The organism is Collimonas sp. (genome assembly GCF_044339385.1).
Classification (GTDB): domain Bacteria; phylum Pseudomonadota; class Gammaproteobacteria; order Burkholderiales; family Burkholderiaceae_D; genus Collimonas.
In genome coordinates this window covers 1-23194 of record NZ_JBIIVN010000022.1, presented here as the reverse complement: position 1 = coordinate 23194, position 23194 = coordinate 1, and the positions used below count along the sequence as shown (strand labels likewise).

Sequence of the window (23194 nt, the reverse complement as noted above, 5' to 3'; positions counted from 1 at the left end):
AAAAAAGGAGTGCTTCAACACCAACTGTTTGATAGACTTATCCACAGCTGCTAACTCAAAACGCAGCGACCAGCCCTGGGTCACATTTCGATCAGCAGGCTGGGTCAAGATTCAATCAGCGCCAACACCATTAGTTATCTGACTATCCCGTCCCAGCTCGGGCCGGTGATCGGGCCGCCTCTGGGCGGCTTCATTACCACTTACTTTCACTGGCGCTGGATTTTCCTGATCAACTTGCCGATCGGCCTGCTCGGTATGTATCTGGCCAGCCGCTATATCGAAAACACTCGTTCTGACGAATTGCAGCCGTTGGATATGACGGGTTTCGTCTTGTCAGTGGTTGGCAGTACGCTGGTGATGCTCGGTTTGTCATTGATCGATGGCGAACTGCTCGCCACCGGGTGGGCGTTTGTCATGTGCGTGCTGGGCGGCCTGACTCTGTATATGTATCTGCGCCATGCCCGACGCGAAGCGTTTCCATTGCTTGATCTGCGCCTGTTGCGCATCGCCACTTTCCGCGCCAGCGTAGTGGGCGGATCGCTGTTCCGTATCGGCTTGGGCGCAGTGCCTTTCCTGTTGCCGCTGGCGCTACAGGTGGGCTTCGGCATGAGCGCGTTTCATGCCGGCACCATCACCTGTGCTTCTGCATTCGGTGCGATCTTCATGAAAGCCATCGGCAGTTCAGTGTTGCGGCGCTACGGCTTTCGTTCGGTACTGATCTGGAATGCGCTGCTGGCTGGCCTGGCGCTTGCCTCCTACGGCTTGTTCACGCCGACCACGCCGTATCTGGTCATGCTGGCGGTAGTGCTGTTGGGCGGTTTTTTCCATCGATGCAATTCACCTGCCTCAACACGATGGCGTATGCCGATCTCGACAGCGCCGATGTCAGCCGCGCCACCAGTCTGGCCAGCGTAGTGCAGCAAATTTCACTAGGTTTGGGTGTCACCATCGGTGGCCTCGCAGTGCATCTGTCGAGCCGCTGGCAAGGTCATGAGACCCTTGTGGCCGGACATTTCTGGCCAGCTTTTGTGGTGATCGGTGTGTTCTCGATGGCCTCGATTCCGGTTACCCGGCGCCTGCCTTTGAATGCAGGCGCAGCGTTGACCGGACATAAACCGGCGTAGGGCGATTACGCTGTAACCACCCTACGAAAGATCATACTTCTGCAATACGCTTGGCAATGTGCGCCAGCGCTTCCTCTACCTGATCGACCAGAATCAGGCAAAGATCACCCGGCGACAGGTGTGACAACGCGGTGTCGATAGCGACAAATTCGCCATTGATTTCTTCGGTTGCGGTGGTGCGACGGGCGTTCTGCAAGCCTTCACGCAATAGTGCAAGCACCTCGCCATCGGCGCGGCCGCGCTGGCACTGATCCTGATACAGGATCACCTCGTCGAATGCATCGCCAAGAATTTCGGTCTGATGACGGATGTCGATATCACGGCGGTCGCCGGCGCCGCTGATCACTACCGAACGGCGCTTGGCTGGCATGGTATCGATTGCGCGCACCAGAGCCTGGATTGCATCCGGATTGTGGCCATAGTCGGCAATCAGGGTGGCGCCGCGATAGTCGAACACGTTGAAGCGACCGGGGGCGGTATCGGCATCATTGACGAAGCTCGACAGGCCTGCGCGAATCACATCCCAATCCAACTCCAAGGCCCAGGCGGCGGCGATCGATGCCATGGTATTTTCAATCTGGAACCGAATCGTACCGTTACGGGTCAGGGGAATTTCTTGCAGTGCCAGCCTGTGCTCCTGTTTGCCCTTGGCGACGACGATGAAATTGCCATCCTGATACACCACCCGATGCCCTTGCGCACGGTGCGCTGTCATCAACGGATGATGGAAGTCATGGGCAAAAAATATGATCGAGCCAGGGCAGGATTTGGCCATGCTGGCAACCATCGGATCGGCGGCATTCAATACTGCATAGCCGGTAGTAGAAACGTTTTCTACGATTACCCGCTTGACCACGCTCAAATCTTCGACCGTACTGATATAGCTCGGGCCCAGGTGATCACCCATGCCGATATTGGTGACCACCGCGACATCGCAGCGATCAAAGCCGAGGCCTTCGCGCAATATGCCGCCGCGCGCTGTTTCAAACACAGCGGCGTCGACATCCGGATGCATCAGTACATTGCGGGCGCTGCGGGGGCCGCTGCAGTCGCCGGTGTCGATGCGCTGTTTCTCGATGTAGACGCCATCGGAATTGGTCATCCCGACGCGCAAGCCCTTACGTGCCAGCAGATGGGCAATCAGGCGCACAGTGGTGGTCTTGCCGTTGGTGCCGGCAACCGCAACCAGTGGAATGCGGCCGTTGTCGCCGTCGTCGAACATGGTCGACATGATCGCCGCACCGACCGCGCGTCCCTTGCCATAAGACGGGCTGATGTGCATCCGCAAACCAGGCGCGGCGTTGACTTCGACCACGCCCCCTTCCTGTTCTTCCAGCGATTGGTGGACATTGTTGCAGACTATGTCGACGCCGCAGATATCCAGCCCAACCATCTGTGCTGCCGCGATCGCGCGCGCTGCCAGCTCCGGATGGACGTCCTCGGTGACATCGGTAGCGGTGCCGCCGGTGCTGAGGTTGGCGTTGTTGCGCAAGGCCACCCGCACGCCTTGTTGCGGAATTGAGTCAGCAGTGTAATTCTGTCCGACCAGGGTCGCCAGAGCAATTGCATCAAAGCGGATTTTGGTCAGCGAAGTCGCATGCCCTTCGCCGCGCAAGGGGTCGCTGTTGACCTGATCGACCAGTTCACGGATGGTGTGCACACCATCGCCGATGACTTGTGGAGGATCACGACGCGCAGCTGCTACCAGTTGGTTGCCGACTACCAGCAAGCGGAAATCGTGGCCAGGCAAGTAACGCTCGACGATCACTTCAGAGCAGATTTTCGAGGCCACATCGAAAGCCGCCATGACCTGGTCGCGGGCTGTGATGTTAACGGCTACGCCTTTGCCTTGATTGCCGTCGCGCGGTTTTAGTACCACCGGACTGGCGATTTCCTGAGCCGCCGTCCAGGCATCTTCCGCACTCGTCACAACCCGGCCCATCGGTACCGGAACGCCAGCGGCATTCAACAGTTTCTTGGTCAGGTCTTTGTCTTGCGCGATCGATTCAGCGATGGCGCTGGTATGGTTGGTTTCGGCCGCCTGGATGCGGCGCTGCCGGCTGCCCCAGCCGAACTGCACCATGCTGCCGCCGGTCAGTCGGCGGAACGGAATGCCGCGCGTAATAGCTGCCTGCACGATAGAGCCTGTGCTAGGCCCGAGACGGATGTCTTCATCCAGTTCCCTCAGCGTGCTTAGCGCGCCGGCCAGATCGAACGGCTTATCTTGCTGTGCCGCCAGGCATAGTTCCTGCGCCAGCTGAAATGCCAGCTTGCCGACATCCTCTTCGGTATATTCGACGATCACCTGATAGACGCCTGCTTCCGTTGTTGGCACGGTGCGGCTAAAGGTTACCGGGCAACCGGCTTCTGATTGCAATCCGAGTGCCGCGGCTTCGAGCGTATGCGCCATCGACACCATTTCATTTTTGCCGCTTGGCTGCAGAAAACCGATCTGCGGAAAGCGCTCACGCAACCTCGCCTCGAAACCGGCGATGCCGGCTATCGCTCGTTCGGCTTCGTTGCAGGACACAATTGCTTCGATAGCGGTATGGCGACTCCAAAGATTGGGGCCGCGAAGTACTCGGATACGTGAAACGTCCATCAACAAGTTTTCCTATTACGTAGGGTGGGCATCTGTGCCCACGCGCAATGTTAAATTTTTATATTGCTTATCTTGGCAACGAGTGGGCAAACATGCTGGCCTGCTCTACGCTGTCAAGTCAGTTCAAAAGTCTCGATCCCAGCGCGGATCAAATCGTGAGAGATGTCCAGCGCCCATGCTGCAGCTACCGCTGCCAGCACATTTTCAAGCTGGAATTGCTCTTTGCTGCGCGCAATCAAAGGTACTGTCGTGATGTCGGCCAGCAGCGTTTCGTTGTTGCCGATTGCCAGCATGATCTGATCGTTACGGACGAAAACGGCGCGCTTGTCCTGCGCCAGATGTTCAGCAATTACCGCTGGCGCGGCGTCGGTGCCAAAGAAAATCACTTCGCCGTCGCACAATGAGGCTAGCGGCGCCACCAGCGGATCGGCAGCGTTCAGCACGGCAACGCCGGTCGGCAACACCACGTCAACCTGAGCGCGCGTCACTTTCACCATCTCCTCGGCGTCGGCGATGTAGTACTGCGGCAGGCTGTCGTTTGCGGCGATATTGGTCACCACGCCGACCTGACAACGGTCGTAGACCAACCCTTCCGACAAGATGGTGTCATGACTGTTTTCGAATACAGCGGCCTCGACCGCACGGTTGATCAGCACACGCTGTGCCGATTCCCAGTTGGCGCAATTGCCTTTTTCGACGCGCCGTTGTGCAAAATACAAGCCGTCGCCACAAGCCAGGCCGACATGGTTGCCGCTCAGGTGCAACAGCCAGGCAATCAGGCGCGACACGGTAGTCTTGCCACGCGTGCCGGTGACGCCAACGATCGGAATGCGGCCATTGTCAGCCGCTGCAAACAAGTGTTCGACAATCTCCTTGCCGACTGGGCGTGGGCTGCCCTCCGCCGGCTTCAGATGCATCAGCAGGCCGGGGCCGGCATTGACTTCGACGATGGCGCCACGCTGTTCTTCCAGCGGCCGCGAAATATCTTCCGTAACAAGGTCGACCCCGGCGATATCCAGCCCGACCACGCGTGCAGCGAGGGACGCAGCGGCCGCTACGCTTGGATGAACCAGGTCGGTAACATCGATAGCCACATTGCCGTTCCGTTGGATCAGCACCACCTTGCCGGCCGGTGGCACCGACTCGCCGTCGTAGCCTTGGCGCTCCAGTTCCAGCCGCGCGGCCGGTTCCTGATCCAGTAATACCAGGCTCAGCGGACATTCCTCCAGTTCGCCACGACGCGGATCGGCATTGAGCTGGCTGTCGATCAGTTGCAAAATTGTTGATTTTCCATCGCCGGTAATCGATACCGGCTCGCCCCGCGCCGCAGCGGCCAGACGGCCGCCGACGATCAGCAGCCTATGCTCGTTGCCGCGGATGAAGCGTTCGACGATGACGCTGCTACCCTCCTGCACCGCGATCTCATAGGCGGCTTCGATCTCGGCACGGGTCGTCAGATTGATACAGACGCCACGACCGTGGTTGGCGTCGGATGGCTTGGTCACGACCGGCAGGCCGATATCTTCGGCTGCTTCCCAGGCTTCGGCAGCACTTTCCACCAGTTGTCCTTCCGGCACTGGAATGCCGCAAGCCTGCAACAGGCTCTTGGTCAGGTCTTTATCGCTGGAGATGCTCTCGGCGATAGCGCTGGTCTGATCGGTTTCTGCGGTCCAGATGCGGCGCTGGCGAACGCCGTGGCCCAACTGCACCAGATTGCCGTCGGTCAGGCGAAACGAGGGTATGCGGCGTTCGTCTGCGGCTTCGACGATGCAAGCGGTACTCGGCCCCAGGCAATGCGAATCGACCATTTCGCGCAGCTTGCCGATGGCCGCAGGAACGCTGAAAGGTTTGTCTTCGATCGCCGCCATCACCAGGTCACGCGCGGCGTACAAGGCTGCACGGGTGACTTGTTCGTGGCGCGCGCGAACCGCGACCTTGTAGACGCCGCGCACCGACATACTGCGTGCCTTGCCGAAACCGCCGGGCATGCCCGCCAGGTTTTGTAATTCAAGGGTAACGTGTTCGAGAATGTGGCCAGGCCAGGTGCCGTCCTCCAGGCGCTGCACAAAACCGCCGCGTTCGCCGTAGCTGCAACGGTGTTCAATAAGAGATGGTAGCCAGGTGGTCAGGCGCTGGTTGAAGCCGGGCAGGATATTGGAGGGAAAATCTTCCAACTCGCCGATGTCTATCCAGGCCTCAAGGGCTGATCGATAGGTCCAGATATTTGGTCCGCGCAGCGACATGATACGGAGAATTTCTATATTTTTCATGAGTCAGCAATGAGGCTAGGAGGCAGCGGCCAAAACGGCCTTGGCGAATGTTGAAAAAAATGTTATTTCGATCTGTTTATATTCTTTTCAACATGCTGCAAGAGCTTGTAACGCACCACTTGGAAATCGGTTTACAGGCAAAAACCAAAATTCGAAAAAAAGATAGAGTTAATTGGTGACGATCAGTAACTAATAGTAACGTTTAATAAAAAGCTGGTAGGATATAATACTTTCGGCAGACGATGTGCGCCATTGTGGTGATTTCACACAAAATTCCATTATGTCCGCTGGCCTTCGTGTTTGCGGACACACCATGCCGTTCAGATGAAAAGTAATCCTTTATTTCCTATTTCTCACTCGGGCGATTCATTGTCCAATAGACTGCTTACTTCCTTGCGTGCCGAAGTGATAACTCAACTCGCGCCGGCGGAAGAAATTCTTGCTGCGCTTGAGGTCGATCTCGACGCCTCGCTTCATTTTGCGCGTGGCTTGGTGATTCTGACCAACCAGCGTGTGCTGGCCAAGATGGCCACAGAAAACGCCTGGCGTGCCTGGCCTTACAGCGTTGGTCTTGAGCTTCGGCATCACGATCATGCCGGTGTCGGCACTCTGGAATTGCAGGACGAGCAACGACAACTGGCTTGCTGGCGCTATACGCTGGGCCTCAATATTGACGCTTTGCGGCTCATCAAAATCTTCGACCAGCAGCGCCAAGATCAACTTGCAGGGCGCTCCGCGCAGCGGCAGGCGCAAGCAGTCTGCCCGGAATGTCAGGCACCGTTGCCGGCTGGCGGCGATGAATGTCTGATCTGTCCGGAAAAAGCCGCTGCGCCGTCATCAACCTGGGCGCTATTCCGTCTTGCACGTTTTGCCAAACCGTACAAGGGCATGCTCTTGCTCGGCTTCGTGCTGATGCTGATTTCCACCGCTGCCACGCTGGCGCCCCCTTATTTGATGGGGCCGCTGATGGATAACGTGCTGATACCTTATCAAAACGGCAAGCCGATTGATGTCCATCTGGTCAAGCTTTATTTGTCCGGCCTGTTGGTCTCGGCGCTGGTGGCATGGAGCCTCGGCTGGGCCCGCACGTATATTCTGGCGTTGGTCAGCGAGCGCATCGGCGCCAACCTTCGCACCACCACCTACGAGCATCTGCTGCGTCTGTCGCAGGAATATTTCGGCGGCAAGCGCACCGGTGACCTGATGGCGCGCATCGGCTCCGAGAGTGACCGTATTTGCGTGTTCCTGTCGCTGCACCTGCTGGATTTCGCCATCGATGTGCTAATGATCATCATGACCGCGGTGATTCTGTTTTCGATCAATCCTTGGCTTGCACTTGTGACATTGCTTCCATTACCGTTCATCGCCTGGATGATTCATGTAGTGCGGGATCGTTTAAAGCACGGTTTTGAAAAAATTGATCGTATCTGGGCCGAAGTGACCAATGTGCTGGCCGATACCATTCCCGGCATTCGCGTGGTGAAGGCATTTGCTCAGGAAAAGCGCGAAGCCGGCCGTTTTCGCGATGCCAACCAGCACAATCTGCTGGTCAACGACCGCGTCAACAAGATCTGGTCTCTATTTTCGCCGACAGTGACGCTGCTGACCGAAGTCGGTCTGCTGGTGGTGTGGGTATTCGGCATCTGGCAGGTTTCCAAGAACGAGATCACAGTCGGCGTGCTGGCCTCGTTTCTAGCCTACATCAGCCGCTTTTACACACGTCTCGATTCGATGAGCCGGATTGTCTCGGTAACGCAAAAGGCGGCGGTCGGCGCCAAGCGCATCTTTGAAATTCTGGATCACGTATCGAGCGTGCCGGAACCGGTCAATCCGGTTCATCTGGGACATGTTACCGGTGCCATCGAGTTGCGCGACATCGGTTTTCGTTACGGCAACCGTGCTGTGATGCGCGGTGTCAGCTTATCAATCAAACCGGGTGAAATGATCGGGCTGGTCGGCCACAGCGGTTCCGGCAAAAGTACCCTGGTGAACTTGATTTGCCGCTTTTATGACGTCTCGGAAGGGGCAATACGGCTGGATGGCGTCGATATCCGCTCGATGCCGATCTCCGAATACCGCCGCAATATTGGCTTGGTGCTGCAAGAGCCGTTCCTGTTCTTCGGGACGATTGCCGAGAATATTTGCTACGGCAAACCCGACGCCACGCGCGAGGAAATCGTTGCGGCGGCACGTGCCGCCCATGCCCACGAATTCATTCTGCGCCTGCCACAGGGCTACGATTCGCTGGTCGGCGAGCGCGGTCAGGCGCTGTCCGGCGGTGAGCGCCAGCGGATTTCGATTGCGCGCGCGTTGCTCATCGATCCGCGCATCCTGATCATGGATGAAGCGACATCGTCGGTCGATACCACGACCGAAAAAGAAATTCAGAAAGCACTCGATAACCTCGTGCAGGGCCGCACCACGATTGCGATCGCGCATCGTCTGTCGACCTTGCGCAAGGCCGACCGGCTGGTAGTGCTGGACCGCGGCCAGATTGTAGAGGTGGGCAATCACGACGAACTGATGCTGCGCGAAGGGGCATACTATCGCCTCTATCAGGCGCAGCTGCGCAATGCTGACGGCGCCGAAGGGTCGCCGCAACTGGTCGATGAAGACAGCGAAGAAAACGATGAGCGCGTGGCATGACAACACATGATTTCACACTGAGCCGTAATGCATTTGGCAAGCTGGTGTTTACTGCTGCGAACGGTGACCGCTTTGAGGGGGTCGTGCCGGTGCGGGCTTTTCCGATTGGTGCACCAGATGTTGGTATCGCGCTGGTAAATGCCGATGGCCGGGAACTGGCCTGGATTACGTGCCTGACCGATCTGGCTGACGCCACGCGGATCATGGTTGAGCAAGAATTGGCCAGCCGCGAATTCATGCCAGAAATTCAGCGTATCCAGCGTGTCTCCCACTACAACGCGCCATGCACCTGGTTTGTCGAAACCAATCGCGGTGAAGCATCGTTTACGCTGAAAGGCGAAGAAGATATTCGCCGCATCGCGTCAAGCAGCCTGCTGATCGCCGATAACCATGGCGTGCAGTTCCTGATCCGCGATACGCAAGCGCTGGACAAGGGCAGCCGCAAGATACTGGATCGTTTCCTTTAGTTTCCCTGACCTTTAATTACCATCGGGGGCGGACTCACGCGCCCGCTTTGGGTTGTTTGCACGCGGTGGTATGGGCAGGCTGCTCTACCCACACGGTCTCCAGCCATCCTAGAACTGCTCATCAGTCCCCAGATAGCGCCATTGTCCCTCGGGCAGATTGCCCAATTTCACTCCGCCAATCCGCACCCGCTTCAGGCCCAGCACCTTGAGGCCGACCATATCGCACATGCGGCGGATCTGGCGCTTTTTCCCCTCGCGTAGCGTAAAGCTCAATTGATCCTCGTTCTGCCATTTGACGATGGCCGGCTTGAGTTTTTTGCCGTCCAGCGTCAGGCCATGATTGAGGCGGCGCAGATCGGCATCAGGCAGTTTGTCGCCTTTGGTGTAGCGCACCCGGACCAGATATTCCTTGTCGACGCTGGTTTTTTCGCCGATCAAATGCTTGGCGATACGGCCATCCTGGGTCAGTACCAGCAAACCGACCGAATCGATATCCAGACGGCCGGCTGGCACCAGGCTGCGTAGCTGGGTCGGGTGGAACAGTGTTGGTGGGGGATCTTCGGCCCAACGGTTGGCTTCCTTGATCAGCGCCACCGCCGGCTGGTAGCCGTCTTCGGCCTGGCCACTGACGTAGCCGACTGGTTTGTTGATCAGGATGGTGACACGTTTGGATTGTTCCGCAGCGGCCTGGCGTTCGACGCTGATGCGCTGGCTTGGCAATACCTTGCTGCCGAGTTCCGAGACGACGACGCCGTCGACCCGGACCCAGCCGCGCGCGATCCATTCATCGGCTTCGCGGCGCGAGCATAGCCCGAGTTCTGACATGCGTTTGGAGAGGCGTAGTGGTTTGGTCATTGAGTACAGAAAAGAGAAAAAAATATAAAAAAAACTGCAAGGCAGACTAGATATGCAATGCATCTAGCAAATCGGTTTCAAGTTGAATCTGCAGGCGTGCATGGTTGAGAGCGCTGCCGTCAACCAGAAACACGTCTTCGACCCGTTCGCCGAGTGTCATGATCTTGGCGGTGTGCAGATTGATCTTGTGTTTGGCCAGCACGCTGGCAACCGAATACAGTAACCCGGTACGGTCATTGGCGGTGATCGACAGCAGATAATACTGACCGCGTTCGTCGGGGCGCAAGTCGACCGTCGGCGTCACCGGGAAGGTGCGCGAGAGCCTCGACAGGCGGCCCTTTGACGGCGGCGGCAACGGGTGCTGGTTTTGCAGCAGCTCGGTTAGATCATGCTCGATCAGATTGATGATGTCGCGATAATGCTTGGCGAACAGCGGAGCGCTAATCAGGAAAGAGTCGAGCACATAGCCATGCCGCGTGGTGTGAATCTTGGCGTCCAGGATGCTGAAGTTCTTGCTGTCGAAATAGCTGCAGATGCGGATGAACAGGTCGCTCTGATCCTTGGTGTAGACGGCGACTTGCAAGCCCTCGCCGATTGGTGCCAGGCGACATTTGACGATTGGAGTAGGGCTGTCGGTCTGGTTATAGAAAGAGCGCGTTTGCCAGGCGATATCTGAAGAGTCGTGGCGCAGAAAGTAGGCGACATCGAGCTGTTGCCACAAATGTTCATGGGCATTTTCCGCCAGGCCGTATAGGCGCAGCGTTTTCACAGCTTCTTCCTGGCGGTTTTTCAGCTCGCGGTCGGCCGATGGGGTTTCGCCGCCAAGCACCCGCCGCGTCACTCGGTACAGGTCTTCCAGCAGCTTGCCTTTCCAGGCATTCCAGACTTTAGGGCTGGTGCCGCGGATATCCGCCACTGTCAGCAGATAGAGCGCGGTCAGGTGGCGCTCGTCCTTCACCACATTGGCAAAATGCAGGATCACATCAGGATCCGACAGGTCTTGTTTTTGCGCGACCTGCGACATGGTCAAGTGATGCTCAACCAGGAATACCACGAGTTCGCTGTCTGCTGCCGGCAAGCCATGCTGCTGACAAAAGTGCAGCGCGTCAGCCATGCCGAGCTTGGAGTGATCGCCGCCGCGACCCTTAGCGATGTCGTGGAACAGCGCCGCAATATAGAGCAGCCAAGGGCGCGGGAAGTTGGCGATCAACTGGCTGCAGAACGGATATTCATGCGCATGCTCACTCATCGTAAAACGTCGCACGTTACGCACCACCATCAGGATATGCTGGTCGACCGTGTACACATGAAACAGGTCATGCTGCATCTGGCCGACGATGCGCCGGAAGTTCGGCAGGTAGCGGCCCAGGATACTGGTCTGGTTCATGCCGCGCAACGCATGGGTGATACCTTGCGGTGCCTGGATGATCTGCAGGAACACTGAGCGGTTGAGTGGATCGCGGCGGAAACTGTTGTCGATTTTGGCGCGCGCATGCCACAACGCGCGCCGGGTGCGCGCCGTCATGTCTTTTAACTCGCTGTGCTGTGCTAGCAGCAGGAAGAGCTCCAGCATCGCCGATGGCGTGGTCTTGAACAGGTCATCATAGGCGATGTCGATCAAGCGGTTGACGTGGTTGAAGCGATCGTTTACGCGTTGCGGCACCATCGGTTGCGGAAACAATTGCACTTCAATATTTTGCAGCAAGATGGCGTTGAGCTGGGTGACCGCCTTGGCTGCCCAGTAATAGCGCTGCATCAGGTACTCGCTGGCGCGCCGGGTTTCGGTGGTCTGGAAACCGAGCGCTTGGGCGATCGGCGTCTGGACGTCGAACACCAGTCGGTCTTCGCGCCGGTTGGCGTAGATGTGCAGGCGAATCCTGATATCCTTGAAAGCACGTTCCTGGCGTGTCAGCTGACGAGCTTCGGCAGTCGTGATTAGCCCTTGCTTGGCCAGTTTCGTCCAAGAGTCGCCAAGCCCGGCAGCCTTCGCCACCCAAAGAATTACTTGCAGGTCGCGCAAGCCGCCGGGGCTCTCCTTGCAGTTCGGTTCCAGGCTGTATGGCGTGTCTTCGTATTTAATGTGACGTTGCCGCATTTCCAGGATTTTTTCCTGAAAAAAGGCGCACGCATCCATCGCCGCATTGCAGCGTTCCTGCAATTGCTGGAATAGCGTCTGATTGCCGGTTACCAGGCGCGCCTCTAGCAGGCTGGTTTGCACAGTGATGTCGGCTGCCGATTCGGTCAGGCATTCGTTGATGGTGCGAATACTGTGGCCGATCTCCAGGCCGATGTCCCAAAACAACTGCACCAGATTTTCCAGTCTGCCTTTCAGTTCGGCATCGAGTAGTGCGTCCAGCAAGATCAAGACATCGACATCCGAATGCGGGAACAATTCGCCGCGGCCATAACCGCCGACTGCCACCAGCGCCGCGCTGGCCGGCAACTCCAGCATTTTCCACGCTTGCGTCAACGCGATGTCGACGCTGCGTCGCAGCGCCGTCAGCAACTCGGCAGGTTTACCCTCGGCGAGAAAAACAGAGATGATGGTTTGCCGCTCGGTTCTAAGCTGTTTCTTGAGGGTTGCGGCAAGAGTTGTCATTTAGTTTAGATTGATGGCAAGAGCTAGGTTGCAGAGGCGGTGGTCGCTGCTTGAATGAACGCCGGCGGCGGCGCATCCTTTGATACAGTCAGCACTTCGTAGCCGGTTTCGGTAACCAGTACGGTGTGCTCCCATTGCGCCGACAGGCTGCGATCCTTGGTCTTGATGGTCCAGCCATCACCCATTTCGCGGATATCGCGACGGCCGGCGTTAATCATCGGTTCGACCGTGAAAATCATGCCCGCCTCCAGGCGCTCCAAGGTGCCGGGCCGGCCATAGTGCAGTACCTGCGGTTCTTCATGGAACACTTTGCCGATGCCGTGGCCGCAAAATTCGCGCACCACGCTGTAGCCGGCTTTCTCGGCGTGCTGCTGGATTACATGGCCGATATCGCCGAGATGCGCACCAGGCTTGATCTTGGCAATGCCCAGCCACATGCACTCATAGGTGATGTCACCCAGGCGCTTGGCCATGATCGACGGTTCGCCGACATAAAACATGCGGCTGGTGTCGCCGTGGTAGCCATCCTTGATGACGGTGATATCCAGATTGACCACATCGCCATTCTTCAAGACCTTGTCGCCAGGAATGCCATGGCAGATGACATCGTTTACTGAGGTGCAGATCGCTTTCGGATAAGGTGTGTAGCCTGGCGGGCAATAGTTCAGCGGGGCAGGGATCGAACCTTGTACATTGACCATGTATTCGTGGCACAGCCGGTCAAGTTCGGCGGTAGTTACGCCGACTTTGACGAAGGGGGTGATGTAGTCGAGTACTTCCGAGGCAAGTCGGCCAGCGATGCGCATGCCGGCGATATCCTCAGCGGTTTTGATGGATATAGAAGTCATAAGTGGGGAGAAACTCGGAAATTTGCAAGAAAAAGGTGCGAAATCATTGGATCGGCAGCCTCGATTCATTCGGATAACGATTATAAACGAGCGTGACAAGATTCGCAGAAACATATGTCCTGCGACGCTTGAAGGAAATACTGGTTCTGGGTTATAATCTTGGGCTAGATCGAATTGTCATTCGGCTTATGTAGAAGGTTGTGTAGTTATTTTGAGTTTTTAAGCGCGAATCCGCTCGAAAAGGGTGCTGTTTTTGTCTTGTGACGATTTCGGTGACTGAGCAGATTCCAGACCTAACCCTGGAGAAAATTATGTCCGTAACAATGCGTGAAATGCTGGAAGCCGGTGTCCACTTCGGTCACCAAACCCGTTTCTGGAACCCAAAGATGGCGCCGTTCATCTTCGGTCACCGCAACAAGATTCATATCGTCAATCTGGAAAAGACCCTGGGTATGTACCAGGAGGCGATGAAGTACATCCGTCAACTGTCGTCCAATCGCGGCAACATCCTGTTCGTTGGCACCAAGCGCCAGGCGCGTGAAATCGTTGCTGCAGAAGCCGCACGTTCGGGCTCACCTTTCGTTGATCAGCGTTGGTTGGGCGGCATGCTGACCAATTTCAAGACCATCAAGACATCGATCAAGCGCCTGAAAGAAATGGAAGCCTCGATCGAAGACGGTTCGGTCGAAAAGCTGAGCAAAAAAGAAGCCTTGATGTTCCAGCGCGAACTGATCAAGCTGCAAAAGGCTATCGGCGGCATCAAGGACATGGGCGGCATTCCTGATGCAATTTTTGTGATCGACGTCGGTTACCACAAAGGCGCGATCACTGAAGCTGCAAAGCTGGGCATCCCGGTTATCGGCGTGGTTGATACCAACCACTCGCCAGAAGGCGTGACTTGCGTTATCCCTGGTAACGATGACTCCTCCAAGGCTATCGCTCTGTACGCCCGTGGCGTTGCCGATGCAATTCTGGAAGGCCGTGCCAATGCAGTAAACGAAGTAGTTGAGTCGATCAAAGGCGCAGCCGGCGACGAGTTCGTTGAAGTTAACGAGCAGGCTTAAGCCCTCAATCTGAGGTTTCATACTTCAGAATAAAAAGGGGGCGTAGTTGCCCCTTTTTTTGTATCAGTTGCATATTTTTTACCCCAATTTATCCGAATATATTTTGAATGATGATGTTGGGAGGCTGATGACTGGGTGCACTGTATAGCGGTGACCAGGTCGGCGGAACGGCATCAACTGAGCTAGGAGAATAGTATGGCCGCAATTACAGCAGCATTGGTTGGCGAACTGCGCGCAAAGACCGACGCGCCGATGATGGAATGCAAGAAGGCATTGACCGAAGCCGGTGGCGACATGGACAAGGCAGAAGAAATTCTGCGCGTCAAACTGGGCGGCAAAGCATCCAAGGCAGCTTCCCGTGTGACAGCTGAAGGCGTTGTTGCAGCTTACATCGCCGGCGGCGTTGGCGCCCTGGTTGAAGTCAACTGCGAAACCGACTTCGTCACCAAGAACGACGACTTCCTGGCCCTGGCAAGTGCCTGCGCCAAGCTGGTTGCCGAAAACAATCCGGCCGACGTTGCCGCTTTGTCGGCTTTGCCATTGGGCGACAGCACCGTCGAAGCAACCCGCGCGGCCTTGATCGGTCGTATTGGTGAAAACATGTCGATCCGCCGCTTCGTGCGCTTCGACACCGCCGGTAAGCTGGTTTCTTACCTGCACGGCACCCGCATCGGTGTCATCGTCGAGTTCGACGGCGCTGACGAACAAGTTGGCAAGGACGTAGCAATGCACATCGCTGCGATGAAGCCAGTGTCGTTGTCGTCGGATCAAGTGCCGGCCGACCTGATCGAGAAAGAGCGTTCGGTAGCAACCCTGAAGGCGGCCGAATCCGGCAAGCCTGCTGATATCGCTGCCAAGATGATCGAAGGTTCGGTGCAGAAATTCCTGAAGGAAGTGTCGTTGCTGAACCAGACTTTCGTCAAGAACGACAAGCAAACCGTTGAACAAATGCTGAAGACTACCAACACCAGCGTTAAATCGTTCACCATGTTTGTTGTCGGTGAAGGCATCGAGAAGAAGCAAGATGACTTCGCTGCAGAAGTTGCAGCAACTGTTGCTGCGGCCAAGCAGGCGTAAGCAAGAATACGGGCCGAAAGGCCCGTTTTTTTGGCTCTGTGGAATTTTTTTTCGGAGCCCTGGACTAAGCAGTGCCGCGCAACTAATGATCTACAGCGATGACGTGACAATTGTGGGAAGAGGTCGACAGCCCTGAATCGAGCGGCTCCTGAACCTTCCGGTGGATTTTGCCGCCGTTTGGCCTGACAATGGCGCTGCAGTCATCCAGCGATACAAATGACCAATATAAGTACAAGTGTGAATCAATCGGAAAGCCACAAGGGGCTCAGATCATGACAAAACCAGCATATAAGCGTGTTCTCCTGAAACTCTCCGGTGAGGCTCTGATGGGCGATGATGCCTATGGCATCAATCGCGCCACGATCGAGCGGATGGTTGCCGATGTGACCGAAGTTGCCAAACTCGGTGTTGAGCTGGCGATTGTTATCGGCGGCGGTAACATATTCCGTGGCGTAGCGCCAGGAGCCCAAGGTATGGATCGCGCAACCGCCGACTACATGGGCATGCTGGCAACGGTGATGAATTCACTGGCGCTGGCCGATGCAATGCGCCAGATCGGGCTGACCGCCCGTGTGATGTCCGCTATCAGCATCGAACAGGTAGTGGAGCCATATGTGCGGCCGAAAGCGTTGCAATATCTGGAAGAAGATAAAGTTGTAATTTTTGCAGCAGGCACCGGCAATCCTTTCTTTACCACCGACACCGCAGCCGCTTTGCGTGGTTCGGAAATCGGTGCAGAGATTGTATTGAAGGCGACCAAGGTCGATGGCGTCTACAGCGCCGATCCGAATAAAGACCCGCTGGCTACGCGTTATTCCCACATCACTTTCGATGAGGCAATCACCAAGCATCTGCAAGTCATGGATGCCACCGCGTTTGCCCTCTGTCGCGACCAGAAGCTGCCAATCAAAGTGTTTTCCATCGTCAAGCCTGGCGCACTGAGACGCGTCATCATGGGCGAAGATGAAGGTACTTTGGTACACGTTTAAGTTTTTGTGTGCGCTGTGTAATATGTTTTGTAATAATTGCACAGGTAATTACAGGGTTAATTGCACATTTAATTGCATAGTTTTTAATGAAAAGCCATCGTTGCAAGCCGCCGTGTCGTGCGGCGGCTTGCAACGATGGCTGCAGATCGTTTGTTTTTGTAGAGGAGAGCAGCATGAGTATTGCTGACGTTAAGAAGAATACCGATCAAAGAATGCATAAGTCGCTGGAGACGCTGCGAGCCGATTTGGCGAAAGTACGTACCGGTCGTGCCCACACCGGGATTCTCGACCATGTCATGGTTGATTATTACGGTAGCCAGACCAATCTGAGTCAGGTCGCTAACGTGACCCTGATCGATGCCCGTACCATCGGCGTCCAGCCATGGGAAAAGAAAATGATCGCGGTGGTTGAAAAAGCTATCCGTGAATCCGATCTGGGTCTGAATCCGTCGACTCAAGGCGAAATGATTCGCGTGCCTACGCCGCCGCTGACCGAAGAGCGTCGCAAGGAAATGGTCAAGCTCGTAAAGGGTGAAGCGGAAGACGCAAAAATCGCAATTCGCAATATTCGCCGCGATGCCAACGAAAGTCTGAAGAAGCTGGTCAAGGACAAGGAGTGCTCTGAAGACGACGAACGTCGCGCGCAAGACGAAATCCAGAAGCTGACCGACAAGTTTGTCGCTGAAATTGATAAGCAAGTGGTCGACAAAGAAAAAGAAATCCTGACGGTTTAACCAATTGTCGGACAGTATTTAATACGTAGGGCACGTGCGCCCAAGCATCGGCCTCAATCTGCATTTTGGCAAGTCGGCCGGGCCTGTCTGGCGGATGCGCATCGGCCCTGCAGCAGAGAATCTGTCCCACTACCTCATTTTTTCTTATTCCATTATTTATGCCCCATTCAAGTTCTACGCAAGCAGTGCCATCCAGCTCCGCCGTGCCACGGCACGTTGCCATCATCATGGACGGCAATGGTCGCTGGGCGACAGGCCGCTTTTTGCCGCGCGTTGCGGGCCACGGCAAAGGTGTAGAGGCGGTGCGCGAGATCGTCGAAGCGTGTGCCGTGCGGGGCGTGAAATACCTGACGTTGTTTGCCTTCAGCTCCGAGAACTGGCACCGTCCGGCCGAGGAAGTATCCTTGCTGATGCGCTTGTTTATGGCAGCGCTGGAGCGCGAGGTAGGCAAAATGCACGCTAATGGCATTCGTCTCAAGGTGGTTGGCGACCTGACTCGCTTTGACGATAAGTTACAGCAGATGATCGAGGACGCCCAACGCAAGACCGCAAACAATACTGCCATGACTGTCACGGTGTGTGCCAACTACGGCGGCCGCTGGGATGTCATGCAGGCAGTACAGAAAATGCTTGCTGTGCGGGCTGCCGGCGACGAACGAGCGGCCGGTTCCAGGCAGGATGCCGCCTCATTCAAAGAGGATGAACTGGCACAGCATCTGGCCATGGCCTATGCTCCGGAACCCGACCTGTTCATTCGCACCGGCGGCGAGCAGCGCATTTCCAATTTTCTGCTGTGGCAGCTGGCCTACAGCGAACTCTATTTTACCGACACCTATTGGCCCGATTTCGATGCGGCAGAGCTCGACAAGGCGATCACTTCCTATCAGCAACGCGAGCGGCGCTTCGGGCGTACCAGCGAACAACTGATTGAACAGAAAAAGGCTTCCTGATGCTGAGAACGCGTGTCATCACTGCGTTGTTGTTGCTGGCAGTTCTGCTGCCGATTCTTTATTTTAATTATTACCCAGCTTTTGCCGTCGTGTCGGCGCTGTTCTTTGCTGCCGCCATCTGGGAGTGCGCCAGGTTGTTCGGTGGCAGCGGGCGCTCCGCTCTGGTATGGGGCGCGGCGGCGCTGCTGTTGTTCGTGGTGCTGCTCTATTTTGGCAGTGGTCCGAATATCCGCTTGCTGCTCGCATTGTGCGTAGCGATCTGGTGTCTGCGCTTCCTGCCGTCGCTGGCGCTTGGTTTGCCAGCGCTTGCCAGCGTCGCTAACCGGTTGGTGGCTGGCAGCTATACCATCGCAATTTTTGGTTGCTTCCTGGCGATCATTGTATTGTTCCAGCGCTCGCCGATGTATCTGCTGTCGGTGCTGGTGATTGTCTGGGCCGCCGATATTGGCGCCTATTTTGCCGGCAAGGCCTTTGGCCGCCGCAAGCTGGCCCCTTCCATTTCCTCTGGCAAGTCCTGGGAGGGTGCAATCGGTGGCTGGTTGCTGGTATTGTTGATGCTGGCCGGTTTTAGCGTCACCTCGGCGCTGGAAGAGACGTTTCCGGCGCGTTTGCTGGCGGCCTGGGGCTGGCCTGCAGCGCTGGCGGTGATGACGCTGCTAGTGGTCGCCAGTGTGGCTGGCGATCTTTTTGAATCGATGTTGAAGCGCCGCGCCGGCTTTAAAGACAGTAGCAACCTGTTGCCCGGTCATGGCGGCGTACTGGATCGCGTCGATGCGCTGATCCCGGTGCTGCCGCTGGCAGCCTTGTTAAGTTTCTGGTTTTAGATCGAGCATGCAAAATATTACGATTCTCGGTTCCACCGGTTCGATCGGTATGTCGACACTCGACGTGCTGGCGCGTCACCCTGAACGCTATTCGGTCTATGCGCTGAGCGCACACAGCCGGGTTGAACAGCTGGCCGAGCAGTGCAGTCAATTCAAGCCGAAGCTGGCGATTGTCGGCACAGCGGCGGCGCAGCAGTTGAGTAATTTACTGCGTGCAAAAAACCTGCGTACTGAAGTAGCGTATGGCGAGGCAGCGCTGTGCGAAGCAGCCAGCGCTGATGCTTGCGACGTCGTCATGGCTGCCATCGTTGGCGCCGCAGGCCTGGCGCCTTCATTGGCGGCGGCGCGCGCTGGCAAAAAAATCCTGCTGGCCAACAAGGAAGCGCTGGTCATGTCAGGCCAGCTATTCATCGATGCCATCAACAAAAGTGGCTCGTTGCTGCTGCCGATCGACAGCGAACATAACGCTATATTTCAATGCCTGCCGCATGGTTACCAGCGGCAGCCGGCGGCAGTCGGCGTCGAGAAGATCCTGCTGACAGCATCCGGCGGGCCGTTCCTGCATCGTGCGGTAGAGACTTTAGGCGCGGTTACCCCGGCGCAAGCCATTGCTCATCCGAACTGGGTCATGGGCCGCAAGATTTCGGTCGATTCGGCGACCATGATGAACAAAGGCCTGGAAGTCATTGAGGCGCACTGGCTGTTCGGTGCTTCGGCTAGCCAGATCGACGTTGTGATTCATCCGCAGAGCGTGATCCATTCGATGGTGTCGTATATTGACGGCTCGGTGCTGGCGCAGTTGGGCAACCCCGACATGCGTACGCCGATTGCCAATGCCTTGGCCTATCCGGAGCGGATCGCGTCCGGTGTCAGTCCGCTCGATTTGACCGTCATCGGCCAGTTACAATTTACTCGCCCAGATCTGCTACGCTTTCCCTGTCTGAAACTCGCGTATGATGCATTGCTGGCCGGCGGTTCTGCGGCAGCAATATTGAACGCCGCCAATGAAGTCGCAGTCCAAGCCTTTCTGGATGAAAAAATCGGGTTTCGCATGATCGACCAACTGATTGCCCGCACCATGGATACATTGCCGCTTTGCGCGGTGACGGATATCGATGGGCTGCTCGACCAGGATCGGCTTGCCCGGCAGACAGTACAATCCTTGATTTCCTGAACGCGATCACCCACCTTATGGCCTTCCTGCAAACTATTCTGGCATTTGTCGTTGCGCTTGGCTCCCTGGTTGTCATCCACGAGCTCGGTCACTATTGGGTCGCACGGCTGTGCGGCGTCAAGGTCCTGCGCTTTTCGGTCGGCATGGGGAAAATCGTTTTTTCGCGCCGCTTTGGCCCCGATCAGACTGAATGGGCGCTTTCCATCCTGCCGTTGGGCGGCTATGTAAAAATGCTGGACGCCCGGGAGCAAGATGTCAGCGGCTTGTCGCTGCAAGAATTGAAACGCGAATTTACCAGCCAGTCGGTTTGGAAGCGCATGGCAATCGTGGCGGCCGGACCGTTTGCTAATTTTGCGCTTTCCATTTTGCTATTTGCCGGTATCTACACGCATGGCGTACCTGAGCCGACCACCAAGGTGCGGGTTGTATCGGAGCAATCAGCTGCATACAAGGCGGGGCTGCGCGGTGGAGATCTGATTACGGCGGTTAACGGGGAGCCGGTCCAGATCTGGTCTGAATTGCGTTGGAAGGTGCTGCAGGGCGCGGTCGACAAGGCGCCGGTCAGGCTGGATATCCAGCGGGCCGATCCAGCAGTTGCAGATGGCCATCTGCTCGATACGCTCAGCTTGCCGGTTGACGGACTGAGCCCCAAGGACCTGGAAGGCGACTATCTCAGTAAGCTGGGCATCGGCCTGGCCCGGCCTAAAGCGGTGCTGGGCAAGGTGATGCCCGATGGCCCGGCGATGAAGGCCGGATTGCGTGAAGGTGATCTGGTGACGGCGATCGATGGCCAGCCGGTGGCCGACGGTCTGGCTCTGGTTGAACGCGTGCGCGCTTCTGCGGGGAAGTCGCTGAATCTTTCAGTGTTACGCGGCGGCAGTGCGATTGCTGTGAATGTGATATCTGAGGCCCAAGAGGCCAACGGTATGCAAATCGGTCTGATCAGAGTCGAGGTGCCGCTGGCCCCAGAAATGATCGTTGCCAGCAGCCCGCCGTTGCAAGCACTTGGCAAGGGCGCGAAAAGAACTTGGGATAGCAGTATTTTGACTCTCAAGATGCTCGGCAAGATGGTCGTCGGCGAGGTTTCCTGGAAAAATATCACTGGTCCGATCACGATTGCCGACTATGCGGGCCAGACTGCACGCATCGGCGCAATCAGTTATTTGAGCTTTATTGCCTTAATCGGCATCAGTTTAGGGGTCATGAATTTGCTCCCCATCCCGGTTCTAGATGGCGGCCATTTGCTGTATTATTCGCTGGAAGTTTTGACTGGACGGCCGATTTCCGAGCGGGTTGGCGCAATTGCCCAGCGTGCCGGCATCGGTATTCTGATGACATTGATGATGGTTGCTGTGTTTAACGACATCGTCAGACTCATATTTTAAGTTCCGCTTTCTTGTCTAACAATCGTGGCGGACAAGGACATTGATAAAAAACGATCGCTAATGAAATTACATTCCGAGCATTCCCCTTTGTCGATTCTTCCCCGTCGTTTGATCGCTGCTGCCGCCTTTGCCTTGTGCTCAGGTCAGGTCATGGCTGTGCAGCCGTTCGTGGTCAAGGATATTCGCATCGAAGGCGTCCAGCGTACTGAGGCCGGTACCGTTTTTAGCTACTTGCCGGTGCGCGTGGGTGAGGCATTCACAGACGAAAAGGGTACTGCGGCGATCAAGGCATTGTATGCAACCGGCTTCTACAAGGATGTCCGGGTTGAGGCTGAAGGTGATGTGCTGGTGGTTCTCGTCGAAGAGCGGCCATCCAACGCAGGCGTTGATTTTTCCGGTATCAAGGAATTCGACAAGGATCAGTTGACCAAGGCGTTGAAAGAAATCGGCGTTGGCGAGTCGCGCATCTTTGACAGGGCCCAGGTTGATCGCGCTGAACAGGAGTTGAAGAAACAATACTTGTCGCGCGGCTTGTATGGCATGAAAGTAACCACCACCGTGACGCCGATTGAGCGGAACCGGGTTAATGTCACCTTTGCCGTTGACGAGGGCGAAGTTGCGCGGATCAAAGAAATCCGCTTCGTCGGCAACAAGGCCTTCTCCGACGGTGCATTGCGCGACCAGATCAAGCTGCGTTTGCCCGGTTGGTTCACCTGGTACACCAAGGCCGATCAGTATTCCAAAGAGAAATTATCGGGCGATATCGAGACGCTGCGCTCGTATTATCTGAACCGCGGCTATATCGAGATGCAGGTTGAGTCGACCCAGGTATCGATTACCCCAGACAAGAAAGATATCTACATCACCGTCAATATCAATGAAGGCGAGAAGTACACGGTTTCCGACATCAAACTGGAAGGTGAGATGTTTGGCCGTAACGATGAGCTCGCATCGTTGATGGAGCTCAAGAAGGGCGATGTATTCAACGGTGAAAAGCTCAACAACAGTACCAAGAAGATATCTGAGCGGCTGGGCAACTTTGGCTACGCGTTCGCCAACGTGAATGCCAATCCCGAGCTCAATCGCGAGAAGAAGGAAGTCGCGTTTACGGTTCTGGTTGATCCTGGCAAGCGCGTCTATGTGCGCCACATCAACGTGGCAGGCAACACCAAGACCCGTGACGAAGTGGTGCGACGCGAATTCCGCCAGTTCGAGGATTCCTGGTACGACGGATCAAAGATCAAGCTCTCGCGCGACCGCGTCGACCGCCTTGGTTACTTCAAGGATGTTGCCATTGAGACGCCGGAAGTGCCAAATACGTCTGACCAGGTTAATATCAATATGTCCGTCACCGAAAAGCCGACTGGTAATATACAGGTCGGTGCCGGTTTCTCGCAGACTGACAAGTTGAGCCTGTCCGGTTCGATTCAGCAGCAGAACGCTTTCGGCAGCGGTAATACCATTGGCCTCGACATCAACACCAGCAGCTACTCGCGGGTGATTGCTTTATCTCAAACCAATCCTTACTTTACCGACGACGGCATCAGCCGCACCTATGACCTGTACCTGCGTACCGTGCGTCCATC

Annotated in this window: 18 protein-coding genes; 13 read left to right on the top strand and 5 right to left on the bottom strand. The window is 56.3% G+C overall.

The window, feature by feature from the left end:
* Positions 1 to 165: 165 nt before the first annotated feature.
* Together ACIQ0R_RS03080 and ACIQ0R_RS03075 are read left to right on the top strand one after the other, a co-directional pair.
* Complete coding sequence (locus ACIQ0R_RS03080) at positions 166 to 915, top strand: MFS transporter (protein WP_395823562.1); 750 nt, start codon at positions 166 to 168, stop codon at positions 913 to 915.
* A complete protein-coding gene (locus ACIQ0R_RS03075) occupies positions 855 to 1124 on the top strand; it encodes a hypothetical protein (protein WP_395823560.1) in 270 nt (89 codons plus the stop codon). The genes ACIQ0R_RS03080 and ACIQ0R_RS03075 overlap by 61 nt, the downstream gene beginning before the upstream one ends.
* Before the next feature lie 31 nt (positions 1125 to 1155).
* Here the strand turns inward: ACIQ0R_RS03075 and cphA (ACIQ0R_RS03070) are convergent, their stop codons facing one another.
* Positions 1156 to 3726, bottom strand: a complete 2571-nt coding sequence (cphA, locus tag ACIQ0R_RS03070) for a cyanophycin synthetase (RefSeq protein WP_395823558.1) — start codon at positions 3724 to 3726, stop codon at positions 1156 to 1158.
* A 113-nt stretch (positions 3727 to 3839) separates the two neighbouring features.
* Positions 3840 to 5996, bottom strand: coding sequence for a cyanophycin synthetase (cphA, locus tag ACIQ0R_RS03065; protein WP_395823556.1), 2157 nt, complete (start codon positions 5994 to 5996; stop codon positions 3840 to 3842).
* 324 nt (positions 5997 to 6320) lie between these two features.
* Between cphA (ACIQ0R_RS03065) and ACIQ0R_RS03060 the strand changes: the two genes are divergently transcribed.
* Positions 6321 to 8642: an ABC transporter ATP-binding protein gene (locus ACIQ0R_RS03060; protein ID WP_395823554.1), complete on the top strand. Its 2322-nt coding sequence runs from the start codon at positions 6321 to 6323 to the stop codon at positions 8640 to 8642.
* Positions 8639 to 9109, top strand: a complete 471-nt coding sequence (locus ACIQ0R_RS03055) for a DUF1854 domain-containing protein (protein WP_395823552.1) — start codon at positions 8639 to 8641, stop codon at positions 9107 to 9109. Before ACIQ0R_RS03060 ends, ACIQ0R_RS03055 begins: the two co-directional genes overlap by 4 nt.
* A 108-nt stretch (positions 9110 to 9217) precedes the next feature.
* Here ACIQ0R_RS03055 and ACIQ0R_RS03050 read toward each other — a convergent pair whose 3' ends face one another.
* From ACIQ0R_RS03050 to map, 3 genes are read right to left on the bottom strand one after another with little or no spacing between them, the layout of a single operon-like run.
* The gene (locus ACIQ0R_RS03050; RefSeq protein WP_395823550.1) at positions 9218 to 9964 is read right to left on the bottom strand and encodes a pseudouridine synthase; all 747 of its coding nucleotides are present in this window, start codon (positions 9962 to 9964) and stop codon (positions 9218 to 9220) included.
* Positions 9965 to 10010: 46 nt separating this feature from the next.
* Positions 10011 to 12563, bottom strand: a complete 2553-nt coding sequence (locus ACIQ0R_RS03045) for a [protein-PII] uridylyltransferase (protein WP_395823548.1) — start codon at positions 12561 to 12563, stop codon at positions 10011 to 10013.
* Between the two features lie 23 nt (positions 12564 to 12586).
* Positions 12587 to 13411: a type I methionyl aminopeptidase gene (gene map, locus ACIQ0R_RS03040; RefSeq protein ID WP_395823546.1), complete on the bottom strand. Its 825-nt coding sequence runs from the start codon at positions 13409 to 13411 to the stop codon at positions 12587 to 12589.
* 311 nt (positions 13412 to 13722) lie between these two features.
* On the opposite strand from map, the gene rpsB reads away from it, so the two are divergent.
* From rpsB to bamA, 9 genes are all read left to right on the top strand, one after another.
* Complete coding sequence (rpsB, locus tag ACIQ0R_RS03035) at positions 13723 to 14475, top strand: 30S ribosomal protein S2 (protein WP_395823544.1); 753 nt, start codon at positions 13723 to 13725, stop codon at positions 14473 to 14475.
* 195 nt (positions 14476 to 14670) lie between these two features.
* Positions 14671 to 15552 carry a translation elongation factor Ts gene (gene tsf, locus ACIQ0R_RS03030; protein WP_395823542.1) on the top strand — a complete coding sequence of 294 codons (882 nt, stop codon included), beginning with the start codon at positions 14671 to 14673 and terminating at the stop codon, positions 15550 to 15552.
* Between the two features lie 272 nt (positions 15553 to 15824).
* Positions 15825 to 16541, top strand: coding sequence for a UMP kinase (pyrH, locus tag ACIQ0R_RS03025; RefSeq protein WP_395823540.1), 717 nt, complete (start codon positions 15825 to 15827; stop codon positions 16539 to 16541).
* 173 nt (positions 16542 to 16714) lie between these two features.
* A complete protein-coding gene (gene frr, locus ACIQ0R_RS03020; RefSeq protein ID WP_395823538.1) occupies positions 16715 to 17275 on the top strand; it encodes a ribosome recycling factor in 561 nt (186 codons plus the stop codon).
* A gap of 158 nt (positions 17276 to 17433) precedes the next feature.
* Positions 17434 to 18225, top strand: a complete 792-nt coding sequence (gene uppS / locus ACIQ0R_RS03015; RefSeq protein ID WP_395823536.1) for a polyprenyl diphosphate synthase — start codon at positions 17434 to 17436, stop codon at positions 18223 to 18225.
* A complete protein-coding gene (locus ACIQ0R_RS03010; RefSeq protein WP_395823534.1) occupies positions 18225 to 19049 on the top strand; it encodes a phosphatidate cytidylyltransferase in 825 nt (274 codons plus the stop codon). The genes uppS and ACIQ0R_RS03010 overlap by 1 nt, the downstream gene beginning before the upstream one ends.
* Before the next feature lie 7 nt (positions 19050 to 19056).
* Positions 19057 to 20223, top strand: a complete 1167-nt coding sequence (gene ispC / locus ACIQ0R_RS03005) for a 1-deoxy-D-xylulose-5-phosphate reductoisomerase (RefSeq protein WP_395823532.1) — start codon at positions 19057 to 19059, stop codon at positions 20221 to 20223.
* Between the two features lie 17 nt (positions 20224 to 20240).
* Positions 20241 to 21608 carry an RIP metalloprotease RseP gene (rseP, locus tag ACIQ0R_RS03000; RefSeq protein WP_395823530.1) on the top strand — a complete coding sequence of 456 codons (1368 nt, stop codon included), beginning with the start codon at positions 20241 to 20243 and terminating at the stop codon, positions 21606 to 21608.
* Between the two features lie 60 nt (positions 21609 to 21668).
* Positions 21669 to 23194 (top strand): outer membrane protein assembly factor BamA (gene bamA, locus ACIQ0R_RS02995; protein ID WP_395823528.1); only part of this gene is annotated, 1526 nt, incomplete at its 3' end.

Excerpts from the sequence above, each read along its gene's own strand:
- ispC (WP_395823532.1), top strand. The coding sequence starts at position 19,057 with ATGCAAAATATTACGATTCTCGGTTCCACCGGTTCGATCGGTATGTCG.
- tsf (WP_395823542.1), top strand. The coding sequence starts at position 14,671 with ATGGCCGCAATTACAGCAGCATTGGTTGGCGAACTGCGCGCAAAGACC.
- pyrH (WP_395823540.1), top strand. The coding sequence starts at position 15,825 with ATGACAAAACCAGCATATAAGCGTGTTCTCCTGAAACTCTCCGGTGAG.
- map (WP_395823546.1), bottom strand. The coding sequence starts at position 13,411 with ATGACTTCTATATCCATCAAAACCGCTGAGGATATCGCCGGCATGCGC.
- frr (WP_395823538.1), top strand. The coding sequence starts at position 16,715 with ATGAGTATTGCTGACGTTAAGAAGAATACCGATCAAAGAATGCATAAG.
- ACIQ0R_RS03075 (WP_395823560.1), top strand. The coding sequence starts at position 855 with ATGGCGTATGCCGATCTCGACAGCGCCGATGTCAGCCGCGCCACCAGT.
- uppS (WP_395823536.1), top strand. The coding sequence starts at position 17,434 with ATGCCCCATTCAAGTTCTACGCAAGCAGTGCCATCCAGCTCCGCCGTG.
- ACIQ0R_RS03050 (WP_395823550.1), bottom strand. The coding sequence starts at position 9,964 with ATGACCAAACCACTACGCCTCTCCAAACGCATGTCAGAACTCGGGCTA.
- ACIQ0R_RS03010 (WP_395823534.1), top strand. The coding sequence starts at position 18,225 with ATGCTGAGAACGCGTGTCATCACTGCGTTGTTGTTGCTGGCAGTTCTG.
- ACIQ0R_RS03060 (WP_395823554.1), top strand. The coding sequence starts at position 6,321 with ATGAAAAGTAATCCTTTATTTCCTATTTCTCACTCGGGCGATTCATTG.
- rpsB (WP_395823544.1), top strand. The coding sequence starts at position 13,723 with ATGTCCGTAACAATGCGTGAAATGCTGGAAGCCGGTGTCCACTTCGGT.
- cphA (WP_395823558.1), bottom strand. The coding sequence starts at position 3,726 with ATGGACGTTTCACGTATCCGAGTACTTCGCGGCCCCAATCTTTGGAGT.
- ACIQ0R_RS03045 (WP_395823548.1), bottom strand. The coding sequence starts at position 12,563 with ATGACAACTCTTGCCGCAACCCTCAAGAAACAGCTTAGAACCGAGCGG.
- rseP (WP_395823530.1), top strand. The coding sequence starts at position 20,241 with ATGGCCTTCCTGCAAACTATTCTGGCATTTGTCGTTGCGCTTGGCTCC.
- cphA (WP_395823556.1), bottom strand. The coding sequence starts at position 5,996 with ATGAAAAATATAGAAATTCTCCGTATCATGTCGCTGCGCGGACCAAAT.
- ACIQ0R_RS03055 (WP_395823552.1), top strand. The coding sequence starts at position 8,639 with ATGACAACACATGATTTCACACTGAGCCGTAATGCATTTGGCAAGCTG.